Origin of the sequence: Pseudomonas sp. PS02290, assembly GCF_029960075.1 — a bacterium.
GTDB lineage: Bacteria > Pseudomonadota > Gammaproteobacteria > Pseudomonadales > Pseudomonadaceae > Aquipseudomonas.
This window is the reverse complement of the sequence record NZ_JASCOY010000052.1, coordinates 1-22,537: the sequence shown is the minus strand read 5'-3', so window position 1 is coordinate 22,537 and position 22,537 is coordinate 1. Positions and strand designations below refer to the sequence as shown.

At 61.0% G+C, this 22,537-nt stretch carries 20 protein-coding genes; 9 read left to right on the top strand and 11 right to left on the bottom strand.

Going from position 1 to position 22,537, the window contains the following annotated elements; genetic code table 11:
- The first annotated feature begins 157 nt into the window (after positions 1 to 157).
- Together lexA and sulA are read left to right on the top strand one after the other, a co-directional pair.
- A complete protein-coding gene (gene lexA, locus QMX88_RS19615) occupies positions 158 to 766 on the top strand; it encodes a transcriptional repressor LexA (protein WP_065988571.1) in 609 nt (202 codons plus the stop codon).
- A gap of 11 nt (positions 767 to 777) precedes the next feature.
- Positions 778 to 1,281, top strand: a complete 504-nt coding sequence (gene sulA, locus QMX88_RS19610; protein WP_192172370.1) for an SOS-induced cell division inhibitor SulA — start codon at positions 778 to 780, stop codon at positions 1,279 to 1,281.
- A gap of 98 nt (positions 1,282 to 1,379) precedes the next feature.
- Here the strand turns inward: sulA and QMX88_RS19605 are convergent, their stop codons facing one another.
- From QMX88_RS19605 to fadB, 6 genes are all read right to left on the bottom strand, one after another.
- Positions 1,380 to 1,616, bottom strand: coding sequence for a hypothetical protein (locus tag QMX88_RS19605; RefSeq protein ID WP_037011193.1), 237 nt, complete (start codon positions 1,614 to 1,616; stop codon positions 1,380 to 1,382).
- 75 nt (positions 1,617 to 1,691) lie between these two features.
- Positions 1,692 to 2,213, bottom strand: a complete 522-nt coding sequence (locus QMX88_RS19600; protein WP_282371903.1) for a DUF6586 family protein — start codon at positions 2,211 to 2,213, stop codon at positions 1,692 to 1,694.
- Positions 2,214 to 2,363: 150 nt separating this feature from the next.
- Positions 2,364 to 4,967 carry a type I DNA topoisomerase gene (gene topA, locus QMX88_RS19595; RefSeq protein WP_282371902.1) on the bottom strand — a complete coding sequence of 868 codons (2,604 nt, stop codon included), beginning with the start codon at positions 4,965 to 4,967 and terminating at the stop codon, positions 2,364 to 2,366.
- Positions 4,968 to 5,076: 109 nt separating this feature from the next.
- Positions 5,077 to 5,313 carry a DUF1653 domain-containing protein gene (locus QMX88_RS19590; RefSeq protein WP_065988576.1) on the bottom strand — a complete coding sequence of 79 codons (237 nt, stop codon included), beginning with the start codon at positions 5,311 to 5,313 and terminating at the stop codon, positions 5,077 to 5,079.
- A 101-nt stretch (positions 5,314 to 5,414) separates the two neighbouring features.
- A complete protein-coding gene (fadA, locus tag QMX88_RS19585; protein WP_282371901.1) occupies positions 5,415 to 6,590 on the bottom strand; it encodes an acetyl-CoA C-acyltransferase FadA in 1,176 nt (391 codons plus the stop codon).
- A gap of 23 nt (positions 6,591 to 6,613) precedes the next feature.
- The gene (gene fadB, locus QMX88_RS19580; RefSeq protein ID WP_282371900.1) at positions 6,614 to 8,761 is read right to left on the bottom strand and encodes a fatty acid oxidation complex subunit alpha FadB; all 2,148 of its coding nucleotides are present in this window, start codon (positions 8,759 to 8,761) and stop codon (positions 6,614 to 6,616) included.
- A 301-nt stretch (positions 8,762 to 9,062) separates the two neighbouring features.
- Between fadB and QMX88_RS19575 the strand changes: the two genes are divergently transcribed.
- A complete protein-coding gene (locus tag QMX88_RS19575) occupies positions 9,063 to 9,311 on the top strand; it encodes a hypothetical protein (RefSeq protein WP_282371899.1) in 249 nt (82 codons plus the stop codon).
- A 27-nt stretch (positions 9,312 to 9,338) separates the two neighbouring features.
- On the opposite strand, the gene QMX88_RS19570 is transcribed toward QMX88_RS19575, so the two are convergent.
- On the bottom strand, positions 9,339 to 9,776 hold the full coding sequence (locus QMX88_RS19570; protein ID WP_282371898.1) for a hypothetical protein: 438 nt from the start codon (positions 9,774 to 9,776) through the stop codon (positions 9,339 to 9,341).
- Between the two features lie 110 nt (positions 9,777 to 9,886).
- Here QMX88_RS19570 and QMX88_RS19565 point away from each other — a divergent pair, with 110 nt between their 5' ends.
- Entirely contained in the window at positions 9,887 to 10,333 is a 447-nt protein-coding gene (locus tag QMX88_RS19565) for a universal stress protein (protein WP_192172363.1), read from the top strand.
- Positions 10,334 to 10,399: 66 nt separating this feature from the next.
- On the opposite strand, the gene QMX88_RS19560 is transcribed toward QMX88_RS19565, so the two are convergent.
- Complete coding sequence (locus QMX88_RS19560; RefSeq protein WP_282371897.1) at positions 10,400 to 12,310, bottom strand: ATP-binding cassette domain-containing protein; 1,911 nt, start codon at positions 12,308 to 12,310, stop codon at positions 10,400 to 10,402.
- A gap of 214 nt (positions 12,311 to 12,524) precedes the next feature.
- Here QMX88_RS19560 and QMX88_RS19555 point away from each other — a divergent pair, with 214 nt between their 5' ends.
- Positions 12,525 to 14,453, top strand: coding sequence for a transglycosylase SLT domain-containing protein (locus tag QMX88_RS19555; protein WP_282371896.1), 1,929 nt, complete (start codon positions 12,525 to 12,527; stop codon positions 14,451 to 14,453).
- Between the two features lie 173 nt (positions 14,454 to 14,626).
- Here QMX88_RS19555 and QMX88_RS19550 read toward each other — a convergent pair whose 3' ends face one another.
- Positions 14,627 to 15,433 carry an MOSC domain-containing protein gene (locus QMX88_RS19550; RefSeq protein WP_282371895.1) on the bottom strand — a complete coding sequence of 269 codons (807 nt, stop codon included), beginning with the start codon at positions 15,431 to 15,433 and terminating at the stop codon, positions 14,627 to 14,629.
- A 117-nt stretch (positions 15,434 to 15,550) separates the two neighbouring features.
- The gene (locus tag QMX88_RS19545; protein ID WP_192172359.1) at positions 15,551 to 16,477 is read right to left on the bottom strand and encodes a chemotaxis protein CheV; all 927 of its coding nucleotides are present in this window, start codon (positions 16,475 to 16,477) and stop codon (positions 15,551 to 15,553) included.
- Positions 16,478 to 17,030: 553 nt separating this feature from the next.
- Here QMX88_RS19545 and QMX88_RS19540 point away from each other — a divergent pair.
- From QMX88_RS19540 to QMX88_RS19530, 3 genes are all read left to right on the top strand, one after another.
- On the top strand, positions 17,031 to 17,534 hold the full coding sequence (locus QMX88_RS19540; RefSeq protein ID WP_282371894.1) for a hypothetical protein: 504 nt from the start codon (positions 17,031 to 17,033) through the stop codon (positions 17,532 to 17,534).
- A 343-nt stretch (positions 17,535 to 17,877) separates the two neighbouring features.
- A complete protein-coding gene (locus QMX88_RS19535) occupies positions 17,878 to 18,729 on the top strand; it encodes a sensor histidine kinase (protein WP_282371893.1) in 852 nt (283 codons plus the stop codon).
- The gene (locus tag QMX88_RS19530; protein ID WP_282371892.1) at positions 18,726 to 19,388 is read left to right on the top strand and encodes a response regulator; all 663 of its coding nucleotides are present in this window, start codon (positions 18,726 to 18,728) and stop codon (positions 19,386 to 19,388) included. The genes QMX88_RS19535 and QMX88_RS19530 overlap by 4 nt, the downstream gene beginning before the upstream one ends.
- 49 nt (positions 19,389 to 19,437) lie before the next feature.
- Here the strand turns inward: QMX88_RS19530 and yegS are convergent, their stop codons facing one another.
- Positions 19,438 to 20,346 (bottom strand): lipid kinase YegS, encoded by a 909-nt coding sequence (gene yegS / locus QMX88_RS19525; RefSeq protein ID WP_282371891.1) that lies wholly within the window; start codon positions 20,344 to 20,346, stop codon positions 19,438 to 19,440.
- A gap of 454 nt (positions 20,347 to 20,800) precedes the next feature.
- Between yegS and QMX88_RS19520 the strand changes: the two genes are divergently transcribed.
- Positions 20,801 to 22,252 carry a mannose-1-phosphate guanylyltransferase/mannose-6-phosphate isomerase gene (locus QMX88_RS19520; protein WP_282371890.1) on the top strand — a complete coding sequence of 484 codons (1,452 nt, stop codon included), beginning with the start codon at positions 20,801 to 20,803 and terminating at the stop codon, positions 22,250 to 22,252.
- Positions 22,253 to 22,537 lie beyond the last annotated feature (285 nt).

Genomic DNA, 22,537 nt, shown 5'->3' with positions numbered 1-22,537 from the left:
CTTTCTGTCCATGCGGTCACGGCATTTAACCATACAAACCGGGGCCTGTAGCCACTCATGAAGAGGGCTCACTGCAGGCTGGGCAAAAAGGACCATTGCCAAGACCCAAGCACTGTATATAATCCCAGTCACTGTATAAAAAGCCAGAGCGATGCACATGATCAAACTGACGTCACGCCAAGCCGAGATTCTGGACTTCATCAAGCGCTGCCTCGAAGACAACGGCTACCCGCCGACCCGCGCTGAAATCGCTCAGGAGCTGGGCTTCAAATCGCCCAATGCTGCCGAAGAACACTTGAAAGCACTCGCCCGCAAAGGCGCCATCGAAATGACTCCGGGCGCCTCCCGCGGCATTCGTATCCCCGGCTTCGAAGCCAAGCCCGACGACAGCGGCCTGCCGATCATTGGTCGCGTCGCAGCCGGCGCGCCGATCCTGGCCCAGCAGCACATCGAAGAATCCCTCGCCATCAACCCGGCCTTTTTCCATCCCAGCGCGGATTACCTGCTGCGCGTCCACGGCATGAGCATGAAAGACGTCGGGATTCTCGACGGCGACCTGCTGGCCGTCCATACCACCCGCGAAGCACGCAACGGCCAGATCGTTGTGGCGCGAATCGGTGATGAAGTGACAGTTAAACGCTTCAAACGCGAAGGCAACAAGGTCTGGCTGCTGGCCGAAAACGCCGACTTCGCACCGATCGAAGTGAATCTCAAAGATCAGGATCTTGTCATTGAAGGCTTGAGCGTCGGCGTGATTCGTCGATAAGGAGAACGTAGATGCAGTTCCCACAGACACCGCAACAACATGCACAACTGCCCCTGTTCGAAGCATTCATGGCGCCCGGCGTGCCCATGCTCGACGTTCCGCTGTTACAGGTCCCGACCTTGGCAGAGATTGCCGAGTCGCCCTGGAGCAACGAACCGGAAGCCTTTAGTGAAGTGTCATTGCGCGGTGCTGCCGGGAACTGCCTCAACCTGTTGGCCCCGATCCTGCGTGAGTTGAGTGAGGACACCAATGACCGCTGGCTGACCCTGGTTGCACCACCCGCCAGCGTGACCCAGGCGTGGCTGCGTGACGCGGGTCTGAATCGGGAACGCATTATTCTGATGCACCCGCGCGGGACGCAGAGTGCGCTGGAACTGACCCGTGAGGTGTTGCGCCTGGGCCGCAGTCATACGGTGGTCAGCTGGATCAATCCCATCTCAGGCAGTGCGCGCCAGCAACTGGCCAGCGCAGCACGTATCGGCGATGCGCAGAGCCTCAACATTCGTCTGGGCTAAGCACGTCGGCAGAACTATTCAGGGTAATTGGAGCGTGTAGGCGCTTCTTGCGAATCGAGAAGCGGAACGGCGTTTGAGCGAGCTGCGAATCCTGAGGATCAATGCAGCACGCGCGGCCCTTCTTCATCCTTGGTCAATTCGCCTTCGGCCAGCCGCCCCGCCATCTGCACACCGACGCTGAGCATCGCCTTGGCGACTTCAACGTGCTGACCCTGCAAGAACGCTTTGGCGTCTTCCGAAAAATTCAGGGTGACCAGCGATCCTTCATCTTCGGCGCGGCGCAGCTCGATGCGACCGTCAGGCAGTTCAACAATTTCCAGAAACGAAGTTGGCATCAGGGCAGTTCTCCACGAAAGGCTCGCATTGTAACAGCCAGATGACTGAGTCCCTAGCCCATCGATCACTCCGACTCAGCACTCGCTCAGGCCTTCTCTGAACCGGATTGCGAGGCCTTTGAGCTGCTGACGCCAGGTTTCCATCTCCTCGCGCGTCAACGCCTGCTCGGGCTCTTCTTCCGCCCCCACTGCGATAATAAGTGGCTGAGTGACGTCACCTTTGGGTTTGCGCGGCGCCCTCGGCGGCATGAACAACGCCTGGTAGGAGGCCAGTAATTGCGCCAGCCACGTTTCGCGGTTGTGGGCGAGCTCGACCAATTCGCCCATTTCCGGGATGGCGATAGCTTCCAGTACCTTCGGCGACAGCAGATCCTCGGCACGCGGGGTGCTGGCCTGTGGCAGTCGGTAGAATCCGGCAATCTCGTGGCACAGCCCGAGCAACGCGCCATAGAGATGAAAGATCGCCGACTCACGCTCCGCCTGCTCAAGCCCTTGGGCGTTCATCGCGCGGCTGTCCCTGGCCTTCGCCATCGCCTCCAGTGCCAGGCCTGCGAAGAACAGCTTCTGGTTGGTGCGGGTGTAGAGTTCGTGAGCCATAACGGTGGCCTCTGTAGAGATGAGTGAATCGTCAGCCTGCCCGCAGCGAGTCAGTCGCAGACAAAAAAATCCCTCGGAGCGCACGAGCACGCCGAGGGATTCTTTTAACGCAAAGCGTCGGGGCTGACCAGTCGGATCGTGATCAAACGATCAACGCTTGTCCTCGACCTTCCACTTGCCGCCGTCGTAGAACGCACGCCAGCCAGTCGGCTTGCCGTCCACTTCGGTCTGCACGTATTGCTCCTTGGACTTGCGGCTGTAGCGGATCACCGCCGGGCGACCGTCGGGGTCCTTCTTCGGCGCTTCACAGAGGAAGTGATACTTAGGATCGATCTCGTCCTTGTGCGGTGCAATCTCCATCACCAACGGTGCACGGGTCTCGCGGTTTTTCGGGAACTGGCTGGCCGCCAGGAACAACCCCGAAGCACCATCGCGCAGGATGTAGGTGTCGTCGACCTTCTCGCACTTGAGCTCCGGCATCTTCACCGGGTCCATCTTCGGCGGCGCCGCTTCACCGCTTTTCAGCAGCTTGCGGGTGTTCTTGCAGTTGGTGCAGCCGAAAAACTTGCCGAAACGGCCGGTCTTGAGCTGCATTTCGCCGCCGCACTTGTCGCACTCGACGCTCGGGCCTTCATAGCCCTTGATGCGGTAGGTGCCCTCTTCGATCTCGTAACCCGAGCAATCCGGGTTGTTACCGCAGATGTGCAGCTTATGCTTCTCATCCAGCAGGTACGCATCCATCGCGGTGCTGCAGATCGGGCAACGGTGCTTGCCACGCAGCACGCGGGATTCGGACTCGCCCTCATCGTCGTCGGCAATTTCGTCGCCCGGCGTGAGGTTGACGGTGGCCTTGCAGCGCTCTTTCGGCGGCAGGCTGTAGCCCGAGCAGCCGAGGAACACGCCGGTGGACGCCGTACGAATCTGCATCGGGCGGCCGCAGACCTTGCACGGGATGTCAGTCATCACCGGCTGGTTGGCGCGCATCCCGCTGTCGGGTGCTTCGGCCACTTCGAGTTTTTTCTTGAAATCGCCATAGAACTCGTCGAGGACGTTCTTCCAGTCGCGTTGGCCCTGGGCCACGTCGTCGAGGTTCTCTTCCATGCCGGCGGTGAAGCCGTAGTCCATGAGGTTCGAGAAGCTTTCGGACAAACGTTCAGTGACGATGTCGCCCATCTTTTCCGAATAGAAACGACGGTTGTGCAGGGCCACGTAGCCACGGTCCTGAATCGTCGAAATGATCGCGGCATAGGTCGATGGACGGCCAATGCCGCGTTTTTCCATTTCCTTGACCAGGCTGGCTTCCGAATAACGTGCAGGCGGCTTGGTGAAGTGCTGGCTCGGGTCGAGCTTGATCAGCTTCAGCTTGTCGCCCTGGGCCATGTCCGGCAGTACGTCGTCATCGCCCGGCTTGCTCATTTGTGGCAGCACGCGGGTGTAGCCGTCGAACTTGAGAATGCGACCCTTGGCGCGGAGCTCGAAATCACCAGCCGCGACGCTGACGGTGGTCGACAGGTATTGCGCAGGCGGCATCTGGCAGGCCACGAACTGGCGCCAGATCAGCTCGTACAAACGCTCGGCGTCACGCTCCATGCCGGTCAGCTTGCTCGGGTGCGTGTTGACGTCGGAGGGACGAATCGCTTCGTGAGCCTCTTGCGCGCCTTCCTTGCTGCTGTAGACGATCGGCGATTCCGGCAGGTACTTCTTGCCGAACTCGGTTTCGATGTAGGTGCGGGCCATGGCCACTGCGTCGGCCGACAGGTTGGTCGAGTCCGTACGCATGTAGGTGATGTAACCGGCTTCATACAGACGCTGGGCCATCATCATGGTTTTCTTCACGCCGTAGCCCAGGCGATTGCTCGCGGCCTGTTGCAGCGTGGACGTGATGAAAGGTGCCGACGGTTTGCTGCTGGTCGGTTTGTCTTCACGCTTGCTGATGCTGTAGGCCGAGGCCTTGAGCTTCTCCAGCGCCGCCATGGCGGTCGCTTCGTTCAGCGGTTTGAAGGCCTCGCCTTTTTCGCGGGCGACCTCAAAGCGAACGTTGGCGCCCTTCGCAGTGCCGAGGTCCGCGTGGATCTCCCAGTACTCTTCCGGGATGAACGCGCGGATTTCACGCTCGCGCTCCACCACCAGCTTCACTGCCACGGACTGCACACGGCCGGCCGACAGACCGCGGGCGATCTTCTGCCACAGCAGCGGCGACACCATGTAGCCGACGACGCGGTCGAGGAACCGGCGTGCCTGCTGGGCATTCACGCGGTCGATGTCGAGCTCGCCCGGTTTGGAGAAGGCTTCCTGAATGGCTTTCTTGGTGATCTCGTTGAAGACCACACGCTTGTAGCGCGCATCGTCGCCACCAATGGCTTCGCGCAGGTGCCAGGCAATGGCTTCCCCTTCGCGGTCCAAGTCCGTCGCGAGATAGATGGTGTCGGCGTCTTTGGCCAGGCGGCGCAATTCGTCGATCACCTTCTCTTTGCCGGGAAGGATTTCGTACTTGGCTTTCCAGCCGTGTTCCGGATCGACACCCATGCGCGCCACAAGCTGGCGCTTGGCCTTTTCCTTGGGCGACAGCGCAGGCGCTTCGGCCACGGCCTTGCCGCGCTTGGCAGCAGGCTCTTTGGAGGCGCTAGCCGAACCGCTGGTGGGCAGGTCTCGGATATGGCCGATACTCGACTTCACCACGTACTGGTTGCCCAGGTACTTGTTGATGGTCTTGGCCTTAGCCGGGGATTCCACAATGACCAGCGATTTGCCCATGGATCGGAAAATTCCTAATGCGAGAAAAAAGACGTCAGAGCCGTCGAGGCCCCGCTATATATAGTGGCTGAAAGGTGAGGTCAAGCAATGGCTGCTGCAACGTCATGCCTCAGGGCCGTGGAAAAAGATCCGGTTCGGCCTGAACCAAAGCAAAGCGCGGCACTTGCTCGCCGTCAACCTCAACTGACTGCAGAAACATGCTCAAAGGGCGTACCCACAGGCCGTATTCGCCGTACAGCGCTTGATAGCACACCACTTCTTCTTCGGTCTCCGAATGCCGCGCGACACCGATAACACGGTATTCGGGCCCTTTGTAGTGACGGTAGAGACCTGGCTGTAGCGGCATGCGGGGGACCTCGGGTGTGACAGGAAAAAAAGTGGCGAAAATACATTTTCGGAAAAAACAAAAGCCGGGGCACCAGGCCCCGGCTTGCACACTCACACCGTTTAGACGCGTTCGAATACGGTGGTAATGCCCTGACCCAGACCGATGCACATGGTGGCAACACCCAGGGTGCCGCCATTCTGCTTCATCACGTTGAGCAAGGTGCCGGAAATCCGCGCCCCCGAGCAACCGAACGGGTGACCCAAGGCGATGGCGCCGCCGTGCAGGTTAACCTTCTCGTCCATCTTGTCGAGCACTTTCAAATCTTTCAGCACCGGCAGGGCCTGTGCAGCGAAAGCTTCGTTGAGCTCGAAGTAGTCGATATCGGCGATGCTCAGGCCTGCGCGCTTGAGCGCTTTCTGGGTCGCCGGAACCGGTCCGTAACCCATGATTGCAGGGTCGACACCGGCCACGGCCATAGAGCGGATCACCGCCAGGGGCTGGATGCCGAGGTCCATGGCGCGCTGGCCGGACATGACGATCATGCACGAAGCACCGTCAGTGATCTGCGACGAGGTGCCGGCCGTGACCGTACCGCCTTTCGGGTTGAACGCAGGCTTGAGGGCAGCCAGGCTTTCCAGCGTCGTCTCCGGACGAATGGTCTCGTCGAAGTCGAACATCTTCAGGAAACCGTTCTCGTCGTAGCCCTGCATCGGGATGATTTCATCCTTGAACTTCCCTTCCAGCGTGGCCTTCTGAGCGAGCCTGTGGGAGCGCACACCAAACGCATCCTGCGCCTCACGGGTGATGCCGTGCATCTTGCCCAGCATCTCGGCGGTCAGGCCCATCATGCCGGAGGCTTTGGCGGCGTACAGCGACATGTGCGGGTTCGGGTCGACACCGTGCATCATGCCAACGTGGCCCATGTGCTCGACACCGCCAATGACGAAGACGTCACCGTTGTTGCTCATGATCGCCTGAGCCGCCGTGTGCAACGCGCTCATGGACGAACCACACAGGCGGCTGACCGTCTGCGCGGCGGAGGTGTGCGGAATCTGGGTCATCAGCGACGCCATGCGCGCGATGTTCCAGCCCTGCTCCAGGGTCTGGTTGACGCAGCCCCAGATCACGTCCTCGACTTCGGCCGGGTCAACCTTGTGGTTGCGTTCCAGCAATTTGCTGATCAGGTGCGCCGACATGTCTTCGGCGCGGGTATTGCGGTGCATGCCACCCTTGGAGCGGCCCATCGGTGTGCGACCGAAGTCGACAATCACGACGTCTCTCGGATTCAAGCTCATATCTTCACCTGTTCGTTGGGCACTTAGCCGAAGAAGCGTTGGCCGGTCTTGGCCATTTCACGCAGCTTCGCAGTGGGGTGGTACAGAGCGCCCAGATCAGCGTATTGGTCAGCCAGGGCCACGAATTCAGCGACACCGATCGAGTCGATGTAGCGCAGCGCGCCACCGCGGAACGGAGGGAAGCCGATGCCGTAGATCAGGCCCATGTCGGCCTCGGCAGCCGTGTCGACAATGCCGTCTTCCAGGCAACGCACGGTTTCGAGGCACAGCGGGATCATCATCCAGTTGATGATGTCTTCGTCGCTGACTTCACGCTGCTCGTAGATCACCGGCTTGAGCACTTCCAGCACGGAAGCGTCGACCACTTTCTTCGGTTTGCCCTGCTTGTCGGTCTCGTAGACGTAGAAGCCCTTGCCGTTCTTCTGGCCGAGGCGATTGGCGTCGTACAAGGCGTCAACGGCCGTGCGGCGATCGTCCTTCATGCGGTCCGGGAAGCCTTCGGCCATGACGTCGCGACCGTGGTGGCCGGTGTCAATGCCGACCACGTCCATCAGGTACGCCGGGCCCATTGGCCAGCCGAATTTTTCCATGACCTTATCGATGCGCACGAAATCCACACCGGCGCTGACCAGCTTGGCGAAACCGCCGAAGTACGGGAACAGGATGCGGTTGACCAGGAAGCCCGGGCAGTCGTTGACCACGATCGGGTTCTTGCCCATCTTCTTGGCGTAAGCCACGGTGGTCGCCACGGCGACTTCGCTGGACTTCTCGCCACGGATGACTTCAACCAGGGGCATCATGTGCACCGGGTTGAAGAAGTGCATGCCGACGAAGTTTTCCGGGCGCTTGAGGGCCTTGGCGAGCAAGCTGATGGAGATCGTCGAGGTGTTGGAAGCGAGAATGGTGTTTTCACCCACCTGCCCTTCCACTTCGGCCAGTACGGCTTGTTTGACCTTCGGATTCTCGACCACGGCTTCGACAACGAGGTCGACGGTGCCGAAATCGCCGTAGGACAGCGTAGGACGAATCGCGTTGAGCGCTTCGGCCATCTTCGCGGTGGTCAGGCGGCCTTTTTCGACGCGCTTGCCCAGCAGCTTCGATGCTTCGCCCAGGCCCAGCGCGATGGCTTCTTCACGGATGTCCTTCATCAGGATCGGCGTGCCTTTGACAGCCGACTGATAAGCGATGCCGCCCCCCATGATGCCGGCGCCCAATACAGCGGCCTGCTTCACGTCCTTGGCGACTTCGTCGTAGACCTTGGCTTTCTTTTTCAGCTCCTGATCGTTCAGGAACAGACCGATCAGGCTCGCAGCGGCCGAGGTCTTGGCCATCTTCACGAAACCGGCCGCTTCCACTTCCAGCGCTTTGTCGCGACCGAAATTGGCGGCTTTCTGGATGGTCTTGATCGCTTCGACCGGCGCCGGGTAGTTCGGGCCGGCCTGGCCTGCCACGAAACCCTTGGCGGTTTCGAAGGCCATCATCTGCTCGATGGCGTTGAGCTTGAGCTTGTCGAGCTTCGGCTGACGCTTGGCCTTGAAGTCGAACTCGCCGGAGATGGCGCGCTTGATCAGGTCCAGTGCGGCTTCCTGCAGTTTGCCGGGAGCCACGACAGCATCGACGGCGCCCACTTTCAGTGCGTCTTCAGCGCTGTTGTCTTTGCCGGACGCGATCCACTCAACTGCGTTGTCCACACCGATCAGGCGTGGCAGACGGACTGTGCCGCCGAAGCCCGGATAGATACCGAGTTTGACTTCAGGCAGGCCGACCTTGGCGGTAGCGGACATGACGCGGAAGTCAGCGGCCAGGCACATTTCCAGACCGCCGCCCAGGGCGATGCCGTTGATGGCAGCAAGGGTCGGTACGTTGAGGTCTTCGAAGGCGCTGAAGATTTTGTTGGCTTCGAGGTTGCCGGCGACGAGTTCAGCGTCCGGCAGCTTGAAGTTATCGACGAATTCGGTGATGTCGGCGCCGACGATGAACACGTCCTTGCCGCTGGTGACGATGACGCCCTTGATCGAGCTGTCGGCCTTGATGGCTTCGATGGCCTGATTCAGGTCGTTGAGGGTGAGGCGGTTGAACTTGTTGACGGACTCACCCTTGAGGTCGAACTGCAGTTCGACGATGCCACTTTCAAGAGCCTTAACCGTGATGGCTTTACCTTCGTAAATCATCAACTGATCTCCACGATATGGAAGCTGAACAATACGCATCAGACGCTGAGATCCGGCGCTATGCTCGACGTTGCCGTCGAGGCGAAACACCAAACGCCAGTCACCCCGTCGACGCGATTCGAGCGTCTGTCAGAGCATTCCTACGGCAAACGCTCAATTCATACGCCCGTTTGATTTGGGTGCGGCTACCTTCTGCCATATTCCAGCAATTGTCAATTCAGCAGACAGCGGGCAAAACCGGCAAATCGCAGGTAAAACGTGCGCCTGATAGAAGGCTATTCAGGCGCATGATCGCGGGGGCATGAAACTGAAGAAGATGGGGCGTGGCGGCGGGCAGTGGCTCGGAACGCAGCATGAAATAAACGGTGAGGCAGCAGACAAACGCACCATTAAGGTCTACATTCAGCGCACTGCGCATCAAGACGGGTCATTTGAGCGTCGTCAGCAAGTGATGTGTGACCCGGCGAGCGGCGTTGCACCGCACCGCACCGCACAAGAATTACGGCCTGCCTGGCCAACCCCGGCCCGATGTTGTTATCGGGCTTTTTAATGCCCGCGATTCGGGCATCGGGACGGCTTACGCCAAGGCCTTCAGCACCGCTGCAATGTGCTGCAATACTTCGGGCTCGCCGCGCTCGGCCCAATACAGGGCAATCAACTGCTTGCCCGCCTCCACTTTGTAGACGTCCGCCGGCAGCGTCTTGAACGGCTCGAGCAGGCGCAGATCTTCACACGGCTCGCGCCACTGGTTAACCCACACGCCCGGCTCCATCTGCCAGTACACCCAGACATCGGTCGCCCGCGCGGCACGCGGCCGGTGATACTGCGGGCACGGGCTCGGCGGCTCGGTCGGCAACCAATGCGGCCACTCCTGGGGAATCAGCTGCATCGCCAGCCCCATTCGCCGCGCCTGCATGCGCATGGCCATTCTGCCGCTCTGCGAGCGCGAGGGGCGCAGCCAGACCAGCGGACTTAAAACCACCGCAATGATTGACAGGATGATCCACACCGTCATATTTGTACGCCCCCCGCGGCGGCTAGCTGCTGGGGAACCACATCGGCGTGCCAGAGGCGCGTGAAAAGAGCCATAATCAAAACCATCGCAAACCTCAGAAGGAACACCCCATGTCCTATGAACACATCCTGGTAGCCGTGGACCTCACTGAAGAGTGCGATCCGGTTATCAAAAAAGCCATGGCGCTGGCGTTGGCCGGCCACTCCAAGCTTTCGCTGGTGCACATCGTCGAACCTATGGCCATGGCGTTCGGTGGCGATGTCCCGATGGACCTGTCGCAGCTGCAGCAACAGCAGTTCGATCAGGCCAAGGAAAAGCTGGAAGCGCTGAAACGCAAATACCCCGACGTAAAGACCGGCGACAGCCATCTGACCTACGGCCAGCCGCGTCAGGAAATCCACAACCTGGCGAAGGAACACCACGTTGATCTGATCGTTGTCGGCAGCCACGGCCGTCATGGCCTGTCCCTGCTGCTCGGTTCTACTGCCAACGACGTGCTGCACGGCGCGCCGTGTGACGTGCTGGCAGTGCGCCTGATCAAGCGCCCGGAGAAATAAGCGCGCCAATGCAAAAGCCCGGTCCTTGAAAAAGGTCCGGGCTTTTTTATTGCTACAGCTTAGCGATCACTCGTCCAGCTCGGCCCAACGCTCAAGGAGTCCGTCCAGTTCGCCTTGCAGGCTTTCCAGCTGCGCCATCACGGCTGTGGTTTGCTCCGCAGGACGCTGATAGAAACCGGCCTCGGCCATCTCGGCAGTGAGCGCAGCCATTTGCGCTTCCACAGCGTCAATTTGCGCAGGCAGGGCTTCCAGCTCGCGTTGCAGTTTATAGCTGAGCTTCTTTTTGGCGACCGGCATTTCGGCCGCTGCGACCGGTGCTGCCTGAACCACGGCAGTGGCCAGCTCGGACTTGCCGGACTTGCTGTCGGTGACGCCCAGCAGACGCGGCGAGCCGCCCTGGCGAATCCAGTCCTGATAGCCACCGACGAATTCGCGGACCTTGCCCTCGCCTTCGAACACCAGGGTGCTGGTGACGACGTTATCGAGGAATGCCCGGTCGTGGCTGACCATCAGCACGGTGCCCTTGAAGGTCAACAGCACTTCTTCAAGGAGCTCGAGGGTCTCGACGTCCAGATCGTTGGTCGGTTCGTCGAGGACCAGCAGGTTGGCCGGTTTGCTGAACAGTTTGGCGAGCAGCAGACGCGCGCGCTCACCGCCCGACAACGCCTTCACCGGCGTCCGCGCCCGCTGCGGGCTGAACAGGAAATCGCCCAGGTAGCTGAGGACATGGCGGCTCTGGCCGTCGATGTCGATGAAGTCGCGCCCTTCGGCCACGTTGTCGATCACGGTCTTTTCCAGATCGAGCTGGTGACGCAACTGGTCGAAGTAGGCGACATCCAGACGGGTGCCGACTTCCACCTTGCCGCTGGTGGGCTGGAGGTTGTCGAGCATCAGCTTGAGCAGCGTGGTCTTGCCGGTGCCGTTGGCGCCGAGCAGACCGATGCGGTCTTCGCGCTGCAGGACCATGGAGAAGTCCTTGATCAGCATCGGGCCGCCCGGGTGAGCGAAGCTGACGTTGTCGAGCACCATCACCTGCTTGCCGGATTTGTCTGCCGTGTCGAGCTGGATGTTGGCCTTGCCGGTGCGTTCGCGACGGTCGCTGCGCTCAACGCGCAATGCCTTCAGGGCGCGCACGCGGCCTTCGTTACGGGTACGACGGGCCTTGATGCCCTGACGAATCCATACTTCTTCCTGGGCCAGACGCTTGTCGAACAGCGCGTTGGCGGTTTCTTCCGCCGCGAGCATGGCTTCCTTGTGCACCAGGAAGCTGGCGTAGTCGCCGTCCCAGTCGATCAGGCCGCCACGGTCGAGTTCAAGAATGCGCGTGGCAAGGTTTTGCAGGAAGGACCGGTCGTGGGTGATGAACAACACCGCGCCCTGGAATTCCTTCAGTGCTTCTTCAAGCCAGGCGATTGCGCCGATGTCCAGGTGGTTGGTCGGTTCGTCGAGCATGAGCAGATCAGGCTCGGAAACCAGCGCCTGGGCCAGCAACACGCGACGACGCCAGCCGCCGGACAGTTCGGCGAGGGTCTTGTCGGCCGGCAGTTGCAGACGGCTGAGGGTGCTGTCCACCAACTGCTGCAGGCGCCAGCCGTCACGGGCTTCGAGGTCCGACTGCACGTGCATCAGCTTGTCGAGGTCTTCGGCGGTGACGATGTTCTGGCTGAGGTGGTGATACTGGGCGAGCAACTCGCCGACGCCATCGAGGCCTTCGGCAACCACGTCAAATACGGTACGGCCGTCAGCGACCGGCAACTCCTGGGGCAGCTCGCCGATCTTGAGGCCCGGCGCCCGCCAGACATTGCCGTCGTCGGGCATCTGAATGCCCTTGACGAGCTTCAACATGCTGGACTTGCCGGTGCCGTTGCGGCCAATGATGCAGACCCGCTCACCACGGGCGATCTGCCAGGACACCTTGTCCAACAACGGCATGGCGCCGAACGCAAGGGACACATCGCTGAATTTGAGCAGGGTCATGAGCTTCTCCAAAAACCGGGCGCGCATTCTACCTGAGATAACCCGGCAGATGGGCGGCTAATCGATGACAGGACGTCGTCCGGACTCGGTGGCCGGCCGATTGCAGGCCCGGGTTTGTTTCCATCCATCACGACGGGCGAGGCAGCGCTTCAACCCGCGCGGGCAACAGGCTAAGCTAGCCGCACTTTTCACGATGCATCTGCACGGAAGTCTCATGCGCAGTCGTTTCTTCAGCCTTTTGTCCTGCCTGCTTCTGTCGGCCACCGCTGCCCAGTCCGTCCAAGCGGTCGATCTCACCACCCAACGCCAGTATTACGATGAAGCCAAGCGGGCTTTGGCCAAGGGCGACGGCGGCCCTTATCGCACCTATGCCGCTGCGTTGGCGGATTACCCCCTCGAACCCTACCTGGCCTACGACGAACTCACCGCCCGCCTGAACAGCGCGAGCAACGAGGAAATCGAGAAGTTCTTCGCCGAGCACGGCGACCTGCCGCAAGCCAACTACATGAAGCTGCGCTGGCTGCGACTGCTGGCCTCGCGCGGTGACTGGCAGCCCTTCGTCAAGTATTACGACCCCAAGCTGAATTTCGTCGAGCTCGACTGTTTGTATGGCTCGTATCAGCTCAGCCACAACCAGCGCTCGGAAGGCTATGCCAACGCCGAGAAAACCTGGATGACCGGCAAGACGCTGCCGGCAGCCTGCGATACGTTCTTCACCCAGTGGGCGGTCGAAGGTCAGTTGACCGAGCAGAAACGCTGGCAGCGCGCCAAGCTCGCCGCGCAGGTGCGCAACTACGCGCTGGCCAATCAACTGGTCAACAGCATGACCACCCTCGCGCCCCAGGGCCGTTTGCTGATCGCTGTCGCGCAAAAGCCCGAAATGGTCAACAACCAGGGCCAGTTCATGCCGGCCGACGAGGCGATGTCCGATGTGGTCGGGCTGGGGCTGCGTCGCCTGGCCAAGCAGGACCCGCAGCGGGCCATGGAGCTGCTCGACAGCTACGCGCCGGTGCTGCATTTCTCCCACGAGGAACAGGTGCAGATCGCCAAGGAAATCGGCCTGACCCTGGCTCGCAGTTATGACGGCCGCGCCCTTGAGGTCATGACCAAGTACGACCCGGACCTGCGCGACAACACCGTCACCGAATGGCGCCTGCGCCTGTTGCTGCGGCTCGGTCGCTGGAGCGATGCGTACGAGCTGACCCGTCGCTTGCCCCAAGACCTCGCGACCACGAACCGCTGGCGTTACTGGCAGGCCCGCTCTCTCGAGCTTGCTCAGCCCAACAGCCCGTTGCTTCCGGGGCTGTACAAGGCGGTCGCGAAGGAGCGTGATTTCTACGGCTTCCTTGCCGCCGACCGCACCCAGACGCCGTACATGCTTAACAACAAGCCGCTGGTGATGAGCCAGGCGCTCATGACCAAGGTGCGCAACACGCCGGGCGTGCGCCGCGCGCTGGAGTTTTATGATCGCGGGCAGATCGTCGACGGCCGCCGCGAGTGGTACCACGTCACCCGGCGTTTCAGCCGGGACGAAATGGTTGCCCAGGCCAAACTGGCGTACGACATGCACTGGTATTTCCCGGCCATTCGCACCATCAGTCAGGCGCAGTACTGGGACGATCTAGATATTCGCTTCCCGATGGCCCACCGCGACACCCTGGTGCGTGAAGCGCAGGTTCGGGGGCTGCATTCAAGCTGGGTGTTTGCGATCACCCGTCAGGAAAGCGCGTTCATGGATGACGCCCGCTCTGGCGTCGGTGCCTCAGGTCTGATGCAACTGATGCCTGCGACCGCCAAAGAGACCGCGCGCAAATTCAGCATTCCCCTGGCCTCGCCGGCCCAGGTGCTCGATCCGGACAAGAACATCCAGCTCGGCGCCGCTTACTTGAGTCAGGTCCATGCGCAGTTCAACGGCAACCGGGTACTGGCTTCGGCGGCGTACAACGCAGGTCCGGGACGTGTACGTCAGTGGTTGAGGGGCGCCAATCACCTGGCCTTCGACGTCTGGGTCGAGAGCATTCCGTTCGACGAGACCCGCCAGTACGTGCAGAACGTGCTGTCGTACGCGGTGATCTACGGCCAGAAGCTCAATTCCCCGCAGCCGCTGGTGGACTGGCATGAACGGTTCTTTGATGATTTGTGAGGCTGCGCAGGGTAAGTGGGACTGGCGTTAGCCGGGAAGACGCCGGATTGGACGGCGTCGACGTGGCGGTGTGACGTCTGGCCTCTTCCCGGCCAAAGCCGGTCCCACTAGGCGAATCGCATACAGTCAGTGGGACCGGCTTTAGCCGGGAAAGCGTAAGAGCAAGCGCTCAATCACTCGAGCACCTCAACCTCCATCCCCACCTCGACCAGCCCTGGGCCATCGCTGACCAGGTTCTGGCCAAACCAGATCTCCCCTTCCCGCTCGCGATAGGTCTTCAGTGTGGTCATCGGTTCGCGATCCGGGCTGCGCTCACCGGTAGCAGGGTCGATCGTCGTCAGGATGCACCGCGAGCACGGCTTTAGCACCCGCAGTTCAACGCCGCCGATTCGAATCCGCTTCCAGCCATCCTCGGCGAACGGTTCCGCGCCGGACACCACCAGATTCGGACGAAAGCGCAACATCTCCAGCGGGCGGCCCACCTTCTGCGACAAATCGTCCAGTGAAGACTCCCCTATCATCAACAGCGGAAAACCGTCAGCGAACCCTACCCTGTCTTCCACCGTCCCGTAGCCTGAAGGCAGCCAGCGAGCGCGCTCTTTCGGCACATGCACCAGCCGCGTCGGCTTGCCCACCAGGGCGCTGACCCAACGCGCCGCGTCCTCGCCCGCGTCCGGCACCCGAAAAGTATCGCGCCAGATCGTGATGCCGCGCAGATTGGGCTCTTCATCGATCGGCACCGGCACATCCAGACTGCCCAGGCCCGGCGCCGACAGCGTCACCCCATCGCCCTTCCATAGCACCGAGAGCTGCGACATCTGCGGCAGCGCGCGCTGGCTGTAAAAGCGCCCAGTGGCTTCATCCACCAGCATCCAGCGACGATCGCCACTCATGCCCAACTCATCGAAACGGGCCTGCTGCAACGTCTCGGCCATGCAGGATTTGAGGGGGTACCGATACAGTGCGCTGAGGTGAAACATGTACGCGTCCTTTTGCCAGAGCGGAAAGCCACCACTCTATACGAGACGCCGGAAAACCAAGCGGTACAGATGCAAAAAAGCCCCTCCATACAGCAAGGGGCTTGAAACAGAACCGGATCAGTTGTCGAGCATGAGCCGCTCGCGGACCACGTCGACCAACTTGTCCGGCTGGAATTTGGAGAGGAAGTTATCGCAGCCAACCTTCTTGACCATGGACTCGTTGAAGCTCCCGGACAGCGAGGTGTGCAGCACGACATAGAGGCCGCGCAAGCGTGGGTCGTTACGGATTTCCGTGGTCAGGCGGTAGCCGTCCATTTCCGGCATTTCGGCGTCGGTGAAGACCATCAGCAGCTTGTCGGTCATGACTTCGCCGGTGTCCGCCCAGCCCTTGAGCATGTTCAGGGCTTTCAACCCGTCGCGGGCAACGTGCATCTTCACGCCGAGCTGACCCAGGGTGTCACGCAACTGCGAGAGCGCCACGTTGGAATCGTCCACCAACAGCACTTCGCGGCCAATGGCCCGGGCGAGGACCGGATCTTCCAGCTTGTCGCGGGAGACCTTGGCACTGTACGGCACGATCTCGGCGAGGACTTTCTCCACGTCGATGATCTCCACCAACTGGTCATCGACCTTGCTGATGGCGGTCAGGTAATGCTGACGCCCGGCGCTGGTCGGTGGCGGCAGAATCGCCTCCCAGTTCATGTTGACGATACGGTCGACGCCGCCCACCAGGAATGCCTGAACCGAGCGGTTGTATTCGGTGACGATGATTGTGCTCGAAGGCCCCGGCACCAGCGGACGCATGCCAATGGCCTGGGACAGGTCAATGACCGGCAGGGTCTGCCCGCGCAGGTTGACCACGCCGCACACGAACGGATGACGCTGGGGCATCAGTGTCAGCTTGGGCAGTTGCAGGACTTCCTGCACCTTGAATACGTTGATCGCGAACAACTGTCGGCCGGCCAGGCGGAACATGAGGATTTCCAGGCGGTTCTCACCTACCAGCTGTGTACGTTGGTCTACTGTGTCGAGAATGCCAGCCATCTGTTGCTCCTGGAGCAGGGTTCAAGTAAGTCCGCCTACCCTGTATCGGCAGCCCCATGACAGACCTTAATCGGGATAGAAACGCGCGTCGCGCCTTTGATATCACAATAACATCACTGCAGCCCCATCGACAGACCCGAGCACTGGCAGACCGGCGAACGGCGCGGCTTTCAGATGCGCGGCCCGATGACCGCCCAGTGCAACCTGCCACCACGAGTAGGGGTAACCCCTAAGGGCAATCGGGGCGAACCTGATATTCGGCTTTTCCAATAGCCATTACTGTGACGCCCTTCTCGTAAATGAATGGAGTCAGGCATGCGGTTGCGCTCGCGGAAGTTTCCCCACTACTCGCCGGAACCCTTGCGAAGGACCCTTCTCTTGAGGCCTGTGTGCAGATGACCGTTTCACGCGGTCATGCTGATCACGCCACCCTGCCCGGCCATTCGCAACAATCAGAAACGCCCTACAGACTTTCCAGTGCCTTCAACATTAACTTTGGGCCACTCGCCCCACGCGACCTGACGTCGCCATTTGTGAAGAGTGGAGATTGCACATGCTGAACGGCAATGAATGGCAGCAGTTGCACGCAGAGTTTCTCAGTGATACCCAGACACTCATGTGCCGCGCCGATGAATGCCTCAGTCATCTGGAATTGATCAGCGATGATGGTGACGCGATGGAATGCCTGCTCACCACATTGCACCACCTTGCCGGCAAGGCAGACACCCATCGCGTGGAAGCGGTCTGCGGTTTCGCCCGGCAGTTGCGTTATCTCCTATACTTCGCCAGCGCGGCCGGCCACTTGCAGCCAGAGGCATTGCCCACGCTCAAACGCTGCTTTGAGCTGATGGCCTGGCAGCTTGAACTCATCGACCCCCACACCGGATCGCTGGCGCTGGACGACAGTGAGCAGCGCGGTTTGCTGAACGCATTCGCCTACCAGTGCGGGGTGGGCAAGCCGGACAATAACGTCGCCGCCAATCCGGGCTGGTCGGTCAATCCCGGGCAGCGCGACGTGCTCGCCGCCAGGCACGCCGATCACAGTGAAACGCGATGAATGGCTGCTGATTTCCTGAACACGCACCCGCATTCCGGACTTGAAAGCTGACTGAACGGACAACCGGCTCTGTTGTTGGTGTGAATCGGGTTTCAACCTCAGCCCTTAATAACGCCGACAATTAAGGTACTATCGGCGCGCTCGAAAGAGCGCTTCAACCAGCACTTTTTCTGTCCATTCGACGAGTCGTTCGAACACGCTGTACCCATACAGAGGAAGTACAGCATTGTGTTTTTAGCAATGCCCTTTCAAATGGCCTGGCAGATCCGTCAGGTGTAGACATCCATTATCGATGGCTTCATCCGCTATGCATGGCAGCAGCAAATTCCCTGGCTTTCTGCGAATGAACCCCGGCAGCACCGTTCGCTGGGCAGGCCTGCTGTGCCTGGCGACCACGGGCTGCAATGTGATCGCGTACCTCGCGAGCGGCGCTCTGCCGCTGGAGCTGGCCATCGTCAACGGGCTGGCATTTGCGGGCCTCTGTTACAGCATGACCCGCCCGAACCGGACCATTCAGTTCCAGCCCAAGGAACTCGCCGATCACATGCTGCAGGTTCAGGAAACCGAACGTCATCGCCTGAGCCGCGAGCTGCACGACGACATCGGCCAGATGCTCACGGCAGCAAAAATGCAGAGCGACTGGCTGCAGCGCCGCGCCCCGCAGGAGCTGCACGCGCAGTGCTCGATGCTCATCAACACCCTTGATGAAACCCTGGCGAAGGTTCGCGACCTGTCCGCCATTCTCAACCCCCGACAGCTCACCAGCCTGGGACTGGAAGCCAGCCTGCGCGCGCATTTGCTGCGCACGCTGTCAGCCACTTCCGTGCAGTGGAGCCTGGAATGCCAGCAGCGCCTGGACGGTATTCCCGAAGAGATCGCGGTGGCGGCATTCCGCATTACCCAGGAAGCCGTGACCAATATGCTGCGCCACGCCCAGGCGCAAAACCTGCGCGTGCAACTGCAGCGCCGACCGGAAGGGTTGTGGCTGAACATTCGCGATGATGGTAAAGGCTTTGCGCCTGCGCTGAGCCCCGCCGGTCAGGGGCAGCGCGGTATGGCGGGCATGGCCGAGCGCGCGAGCTTGTTGGGGGGAGAATTGAACGTCGCCAGCAAGCCCGGGCAAGGCACTTGCATTCAGGCGTTGTTTCCGTGGGCGCCGCGTGTCCGCGGACGCGCTGAAGGCAGCAAGCCGTGAGTGTCTGCAACGTACTGCTGGTGGACGATCACGCGCTGATCCGCGCCGGTGTCCGCGCGCTGGTGTCGGACATCCCGGGTTACGCTGTCATCGGCGAGGCCAGCAATGGCCATCAATTGCTGGAAATGAGCCTGCAGCTGGGACCCGACATCATTCTGCTCGACATCTCCATGGGCGACAGCGACGGGCTGGACGCGTTGCAACGCCTGCGTCAGACGCTGCCGGACAGCAAGGTGCTGATTCTGTCGATGCACACCGAGCCATGCCTGATCATGCGCGCGCTGGCGTGCGGCGCCCACGGCTACCTCCTTAAAGATGCAACCGCCAGCGAGATCGAACACGCGCTGAACGCCCTGCGCGACGGAGAACGCTACCTGAGCCCGGCGATCGCTCACACGGTGATCAGCCAGGCATTGGTCAGCAGCCAGATGACGCCCGTCGAACCCGCCGAGGGTCATAACCTCACCGCCCGCCAGCTGGAAATCCTGCGGCTGGTGGTAAGGGGCACCTCAACCCGTGAGATCGCCGGCGGCCTCGGTCTGAGCGTCAAGACGGTGGAAACCCATCGCGCGCAGATCATGAAACGGCTGCACATCTACGACGTGCCCGGGCTGGTGCTGTTCTGTGTGAGGGAGAGAATCATCAGCCTGGACGACTGATGGCGTCAGATGAGCGTGCGGTCGCGGCTCATCTGGCGGTTGTTGATGCTCAGGCGAGTTGCCGCGTCTGCCCCAGCAACGGCGAATGCGACGGCAGGTGCACACGCAACGCGCCTGCTCGTGCCTCGAAACGGGTTGCTTCGCCGCTCAGCGGTTCGCCGTCGAGATTGATGTTCAGCCCCTGCGCCGACTTGAGCTCGACCCACGGCAGGCGCGCGCGGACGAACATGTTGTCGAGGCCCAGACCGCCTTCGAGCAGGCTCTTCAGGGTGCTTACCACCTCCTGGGGCGCTGGCAGAATGCTGATGTCCAGCAGGCCGTCATCGGCGAGGGCTTCCGGGCACAACGGATGGCCGCCGCCCGCCTGACGACCGTTGCCGATCCCCAGCGCCAGCATCTCGCCCTTCCAGTGAAAGTCCGGGCCGGTAAATTCGCCATAAGCCGCTTTCAACTCGCTGAAACGCGTAAGGCCGGTGAACAGATAGGCCGCACCACCGAGGATCTTTTTCAGGTCTTCGGAGGTGTTGGCGGTGACCTGGCTGCCAAAGCCGCCGGTGGCCATGTTGAGGAACATCTGACCGCCCACCGCACCCATATCAACCGCACGCGCCGGGACATCCAGCAGGTCGAGGGCTTGGTCGGGTTCCAGCGGCACACCCGCCGAACGGGCGAAATCATTGGCCGTGCCCAGAGGCATGATCACCAGACTGGCGTCGACTTCAGACAGCGCCAGCGCCTCCGCTACGTCGCGCAATGTGCCATCGCCGCCACCGGCGATGACCTGCCGATGACCGGCCTCCAGACCCTCACGTACCAGGCGCTGGGCATCGCCCGCTTCCCAGGTCACGCGCACGTCCAGTTCCCAGCCGTGTTTGCGCTTGCGCGCCACCGCCTCGCGGACATCCTCATTGAGCGCCTGCTTGCCGTGAAGAATCAGTAATGCCCTGCGCGCTGCCATGTCCCTTCCTTTTGCGTGTTCGAGTTGATGCGTGATGTGTTGACCGCGCGTGCTGCAAAAAAAGCCCCGTGGATGAAAAATCTTTTAACCCGGCGTCCTCGACAAGAAACGCCATGGAATTCGTCCGGACACGGCTGAAGTTGGATGTCAGCCCGCTCAGTGATGGCAAAAAGCCTTGAATGGCAGGGACTTACGCGTGCCGGGCTTGCCACCGCTTTGAGTTCACCTACGGGCAATGCCGATTTGCCGGGGGTTTACGCCCCATAAATAGGGGACGAGAGGCGTTAATTCCGCGTTACAGCCCCTTGAAATGCGCGGGCGGAAAGCGCCTAATCGACAAATAATTGGCTAATTCGCCCGAATGCTACGATAAAGTCATTAAATTGACTTTTCTCGGAATGATCGGGAATGCAGCCCCAGTCATTGATTCATGGATCGAAGAGGCGAGAACCCCATGCAACTGATTCCCTGCATTATCGCTGGCGGCGCCGGCACTCGGCTGTGGCCTGTTTCACGGGAGGCGATGCCCAAACCCTTCATGCGCCTGCCGGACGGCGAAAGCCTGCTGCAGAAGACCTTCAATCGCGCCAGCCAGCTGGACGGCGTCGAAAGCGTCCTCACCGTCACTAATCGGGAAGTGTATTTCCGCACCGTCGATGACTACCGGCTGCTGAACACGCACCAGTTGGCGCTCGAGTTTCTGCTCGAGCCGTTCGGCCGCAACACCGCGCCGGCCATCGCCGCCGCGGCGCTGCACGTTCAGGAGCGCTATGGCGACGACGCGCAGCTGTTGATTCTGCCGGCGGACCAGTTGATCACTGACGTTGCCGCGTTCGAGGCCGCCGTGCACAGCGCACGCAAACTGGCCGACGAGGGCTGGCTGGTGACGTTCGGTCTGATCCCGTCCCGCGCCGAAACCGGTTTTGGCTACATCGAGAAAGGCCAGGCCCTCAGCAGCGAGGCCTATCAGGTCGCGCGCTTCGTCGAGAAACCCGATGCCGTGACCGCCGAGGACTATCTCGCGGGCGGTCTGCATTTGTGGAACGCCGGGATGTTCTGCATGCGCGTCGATGTGCTGCTCGCCGAGCTGGAAGCTCACGCGCCCGACGTGCTGACCGCCGTGCGCCATTGCCTGGCGCAGTGCAACAGCAAGGAAGGCCGCAACGAGTTGCAGATCGAGCTGGACAGCACGACCTTCGCCCTGGCGCCGGACATTTCCATCGATTACGCATTGATGGAGCATTCGCAGAAGGTGGCGGTGGTGCCGTGCGAGATGGGCTGGAGCGACATCGGTTCGTGGCAGGCCATTCGCGAGCTGAGTCCGGCCGATGAACATGGCAACCGATGCAACGGCGAGGTGGTGCTGCACGACGTGACCAACTGCTACATCGACTCGAAGAAGCGGCTGGTGGGTGCGGTGGGTCTGGACAACCTGATCATCATCGACACGCCGGATGCGTTGCTGATTGCCGACGCCGATCGCAGTCAGGAGGTCAAGGTTATCGCGCAGGCGCTCAAGCGTCAGGGGCATCCGGCGTACTTGCTGCACAATACCGTGACCCGGCCGTGGGGGACTTACACGGTGCTGGAGGAAGGCAAGCGTTTCAAGATCAAGCGCATTGTGGTCAAGCCGCAGGCGTCGTTGTCGTTGCAGATGCATCACCACCGCAGCGAGCACTGGATTGTGGTCAGCGGCATGGCGCGCGTTACCAATGGCGAAGACGAGTTCATGCTGGATACCAATGAGTCGACCTTTATCAAACCCGGGCACACTCATCGGTTGGTCAATCCGGGAGTGATTGATCTGGTGATGATCGAGGTGCAGAGCGGGGAGTATTTGGGGGAAGACGATATCGTTCGGTTTACCGATGTGTATGGGCGGGTGCCTGAAGCAGCCAAGATTTAGGCGTTTCGCAGGTCCACCGCTAGACCCCCGGTGTTGCGTACGAAGGTCAAAATCAAGAGCGTCTGCCTAGGGGCAGACTGTTTCGGCTTCGCCGAGTTACTTGGAAAAGCACCCCAAGTAACCAAGGGTGCTTGCTCTCGGTTTGGCCCGACTTCGTCGGGTTCCCTCACTCCGACGACGCTCCGTGGGCCCGCGCCGAACGGACATCCATGTCCTAGCGGCGCTCTCGCCGCATCCATGCGGCTCGGCCCACTGCGCGTCGTCTGCGTTCGGCCTGCACCAAAG

Bases quoted from the DNA above. Each gene is read 5' to 3' on its own strand.
- lexA (WP_065988571.1), top strand. From the start codon at position 158: ATGATCAAACTGACGTCACGCCAAGCCGAGATTCTGGACTTCATCAAG.
- sulA (WP_192172370.1), top strand. From the start codon at position 778: ATGCAGTTCCCACAGACACCGCAACAACATGCACAACTGCCCCTGTTC.
- QMX88_RS19605 (WP_037011193.1), bottom strand. From the start codon at position 1,616: ATGCCAACTTCGTTTCTGGAAATTGTTGAACTGCCTGACGGTCGCATC.
- QMX88_RS19600 (WP_282371903.1), bottom strand. From the start codon at position 2,213: ATGGCTCACGAACTCTACACCCGCACCAACCAGAAGCTGTTCTTCGCA.
- topA (WP_282371902.1), bottom strand. From the start codon at position 4,967: ATGGGCAAATCGCTGGTCATTGTGGAATCCCCGGCTAAGGCCAAGACC.
- QMX88_RS19590 (WP_065988576.1), bottom strand. From the start codon at position 5,313: ATGCCGCTACAGCCAGGTCTCTACCGTCACTACAAAGGGCCCGAATAC.
- fadA (WP_282371901.1), bottom strand. From the start codon at position 6,590: ATGAGCTTGAATCCGAGAGACGTCGTGATTGTCGACTTCGGTCGCACA.
- fadB (WP_282371900.1), bottom strand. From the start codon at position 8,761: ATGATTTACGAAGGTAAAGCCATCACGGTTAAGGCTCTTGAAAGTGGC.
- QMX88_RS19575 (WP_282371899.1), top strand. From the start codon at position 9,063: ATGAAACTGAAGAAGATGGGGCGTGGCGGCGGGCAGTGGCTCGGAACG.
- QMX88_RS19570 (WP_282371898.1), bottom strand. From the start codon at position 9,776: ATGACGGTGTGGATCATCCTGTCAATCATTGCGGTGGTTTTAAGTCCG.
- QMX88_RS19565 (WP_192172363.1), top strand. From the start codon at position 9,887: ATGTCCTATGAACACATCCTGGTAGCCGTGGACCTCACTGAAGAGTGC.
- QMX88_RS19560 (WP_282371897.1), bottom strand. From the start codon at position 12,310: ATGACCCTGCTCAAATTCAGCGATGTGTCCCTTGCGTTCGGCGCCATG.
- QMX88_RS19555 (WP_282371896.1), top strand. From the start codon at position 12,525: ATGCGCAGTCGTTTCTTCAGCCTTTTGTCCTGCCTGCTTCTGTCGGCC.
- QMX88_RS19550 (WP_282371895.1), bottom strand. From the start codon at position 15,433: ATGTTTCACCTCAGCGCACTGTATCGGTACCCCCTCAAATCCTGCATG.
- QMX88_RS19545 (WP_192172359.1), bottom strand. From the start codon at position 16,477: ATGGCTGGCATTCTCGACACAGTAGACCAACGTACACAGCTGGTAGGT.
- QMX88_RS19540 (WP_282371894.1), top strand. From the start codon at position 17,031: ATGCTGAACGGCAATGAATGGCAGCAGTTGCACGCAGAGTTTCTCAGT.
- QMX88_RS19535 (WP_282371893.1), top strand. From the start codon at position 17,878: ATGAACCCCGGCAGCACCGTTCGCTGGGCAGGCCTGCTGTGCCTGGCG.
- yegS (WP_282371891.1), bottom strand. From the start codon at position 20,346: ATGGCAGCGCGCAGGGCATTACTGATTCTTCACGGCAAGCAGGCGCTC.
- QMX88_RS19520 (WP_282371890.1), top strand. From the start codon at position 20,801: ATGCAACTGATTCCCTGCATTATCGCTGGCGGCGCCGGCACTCGGCTG.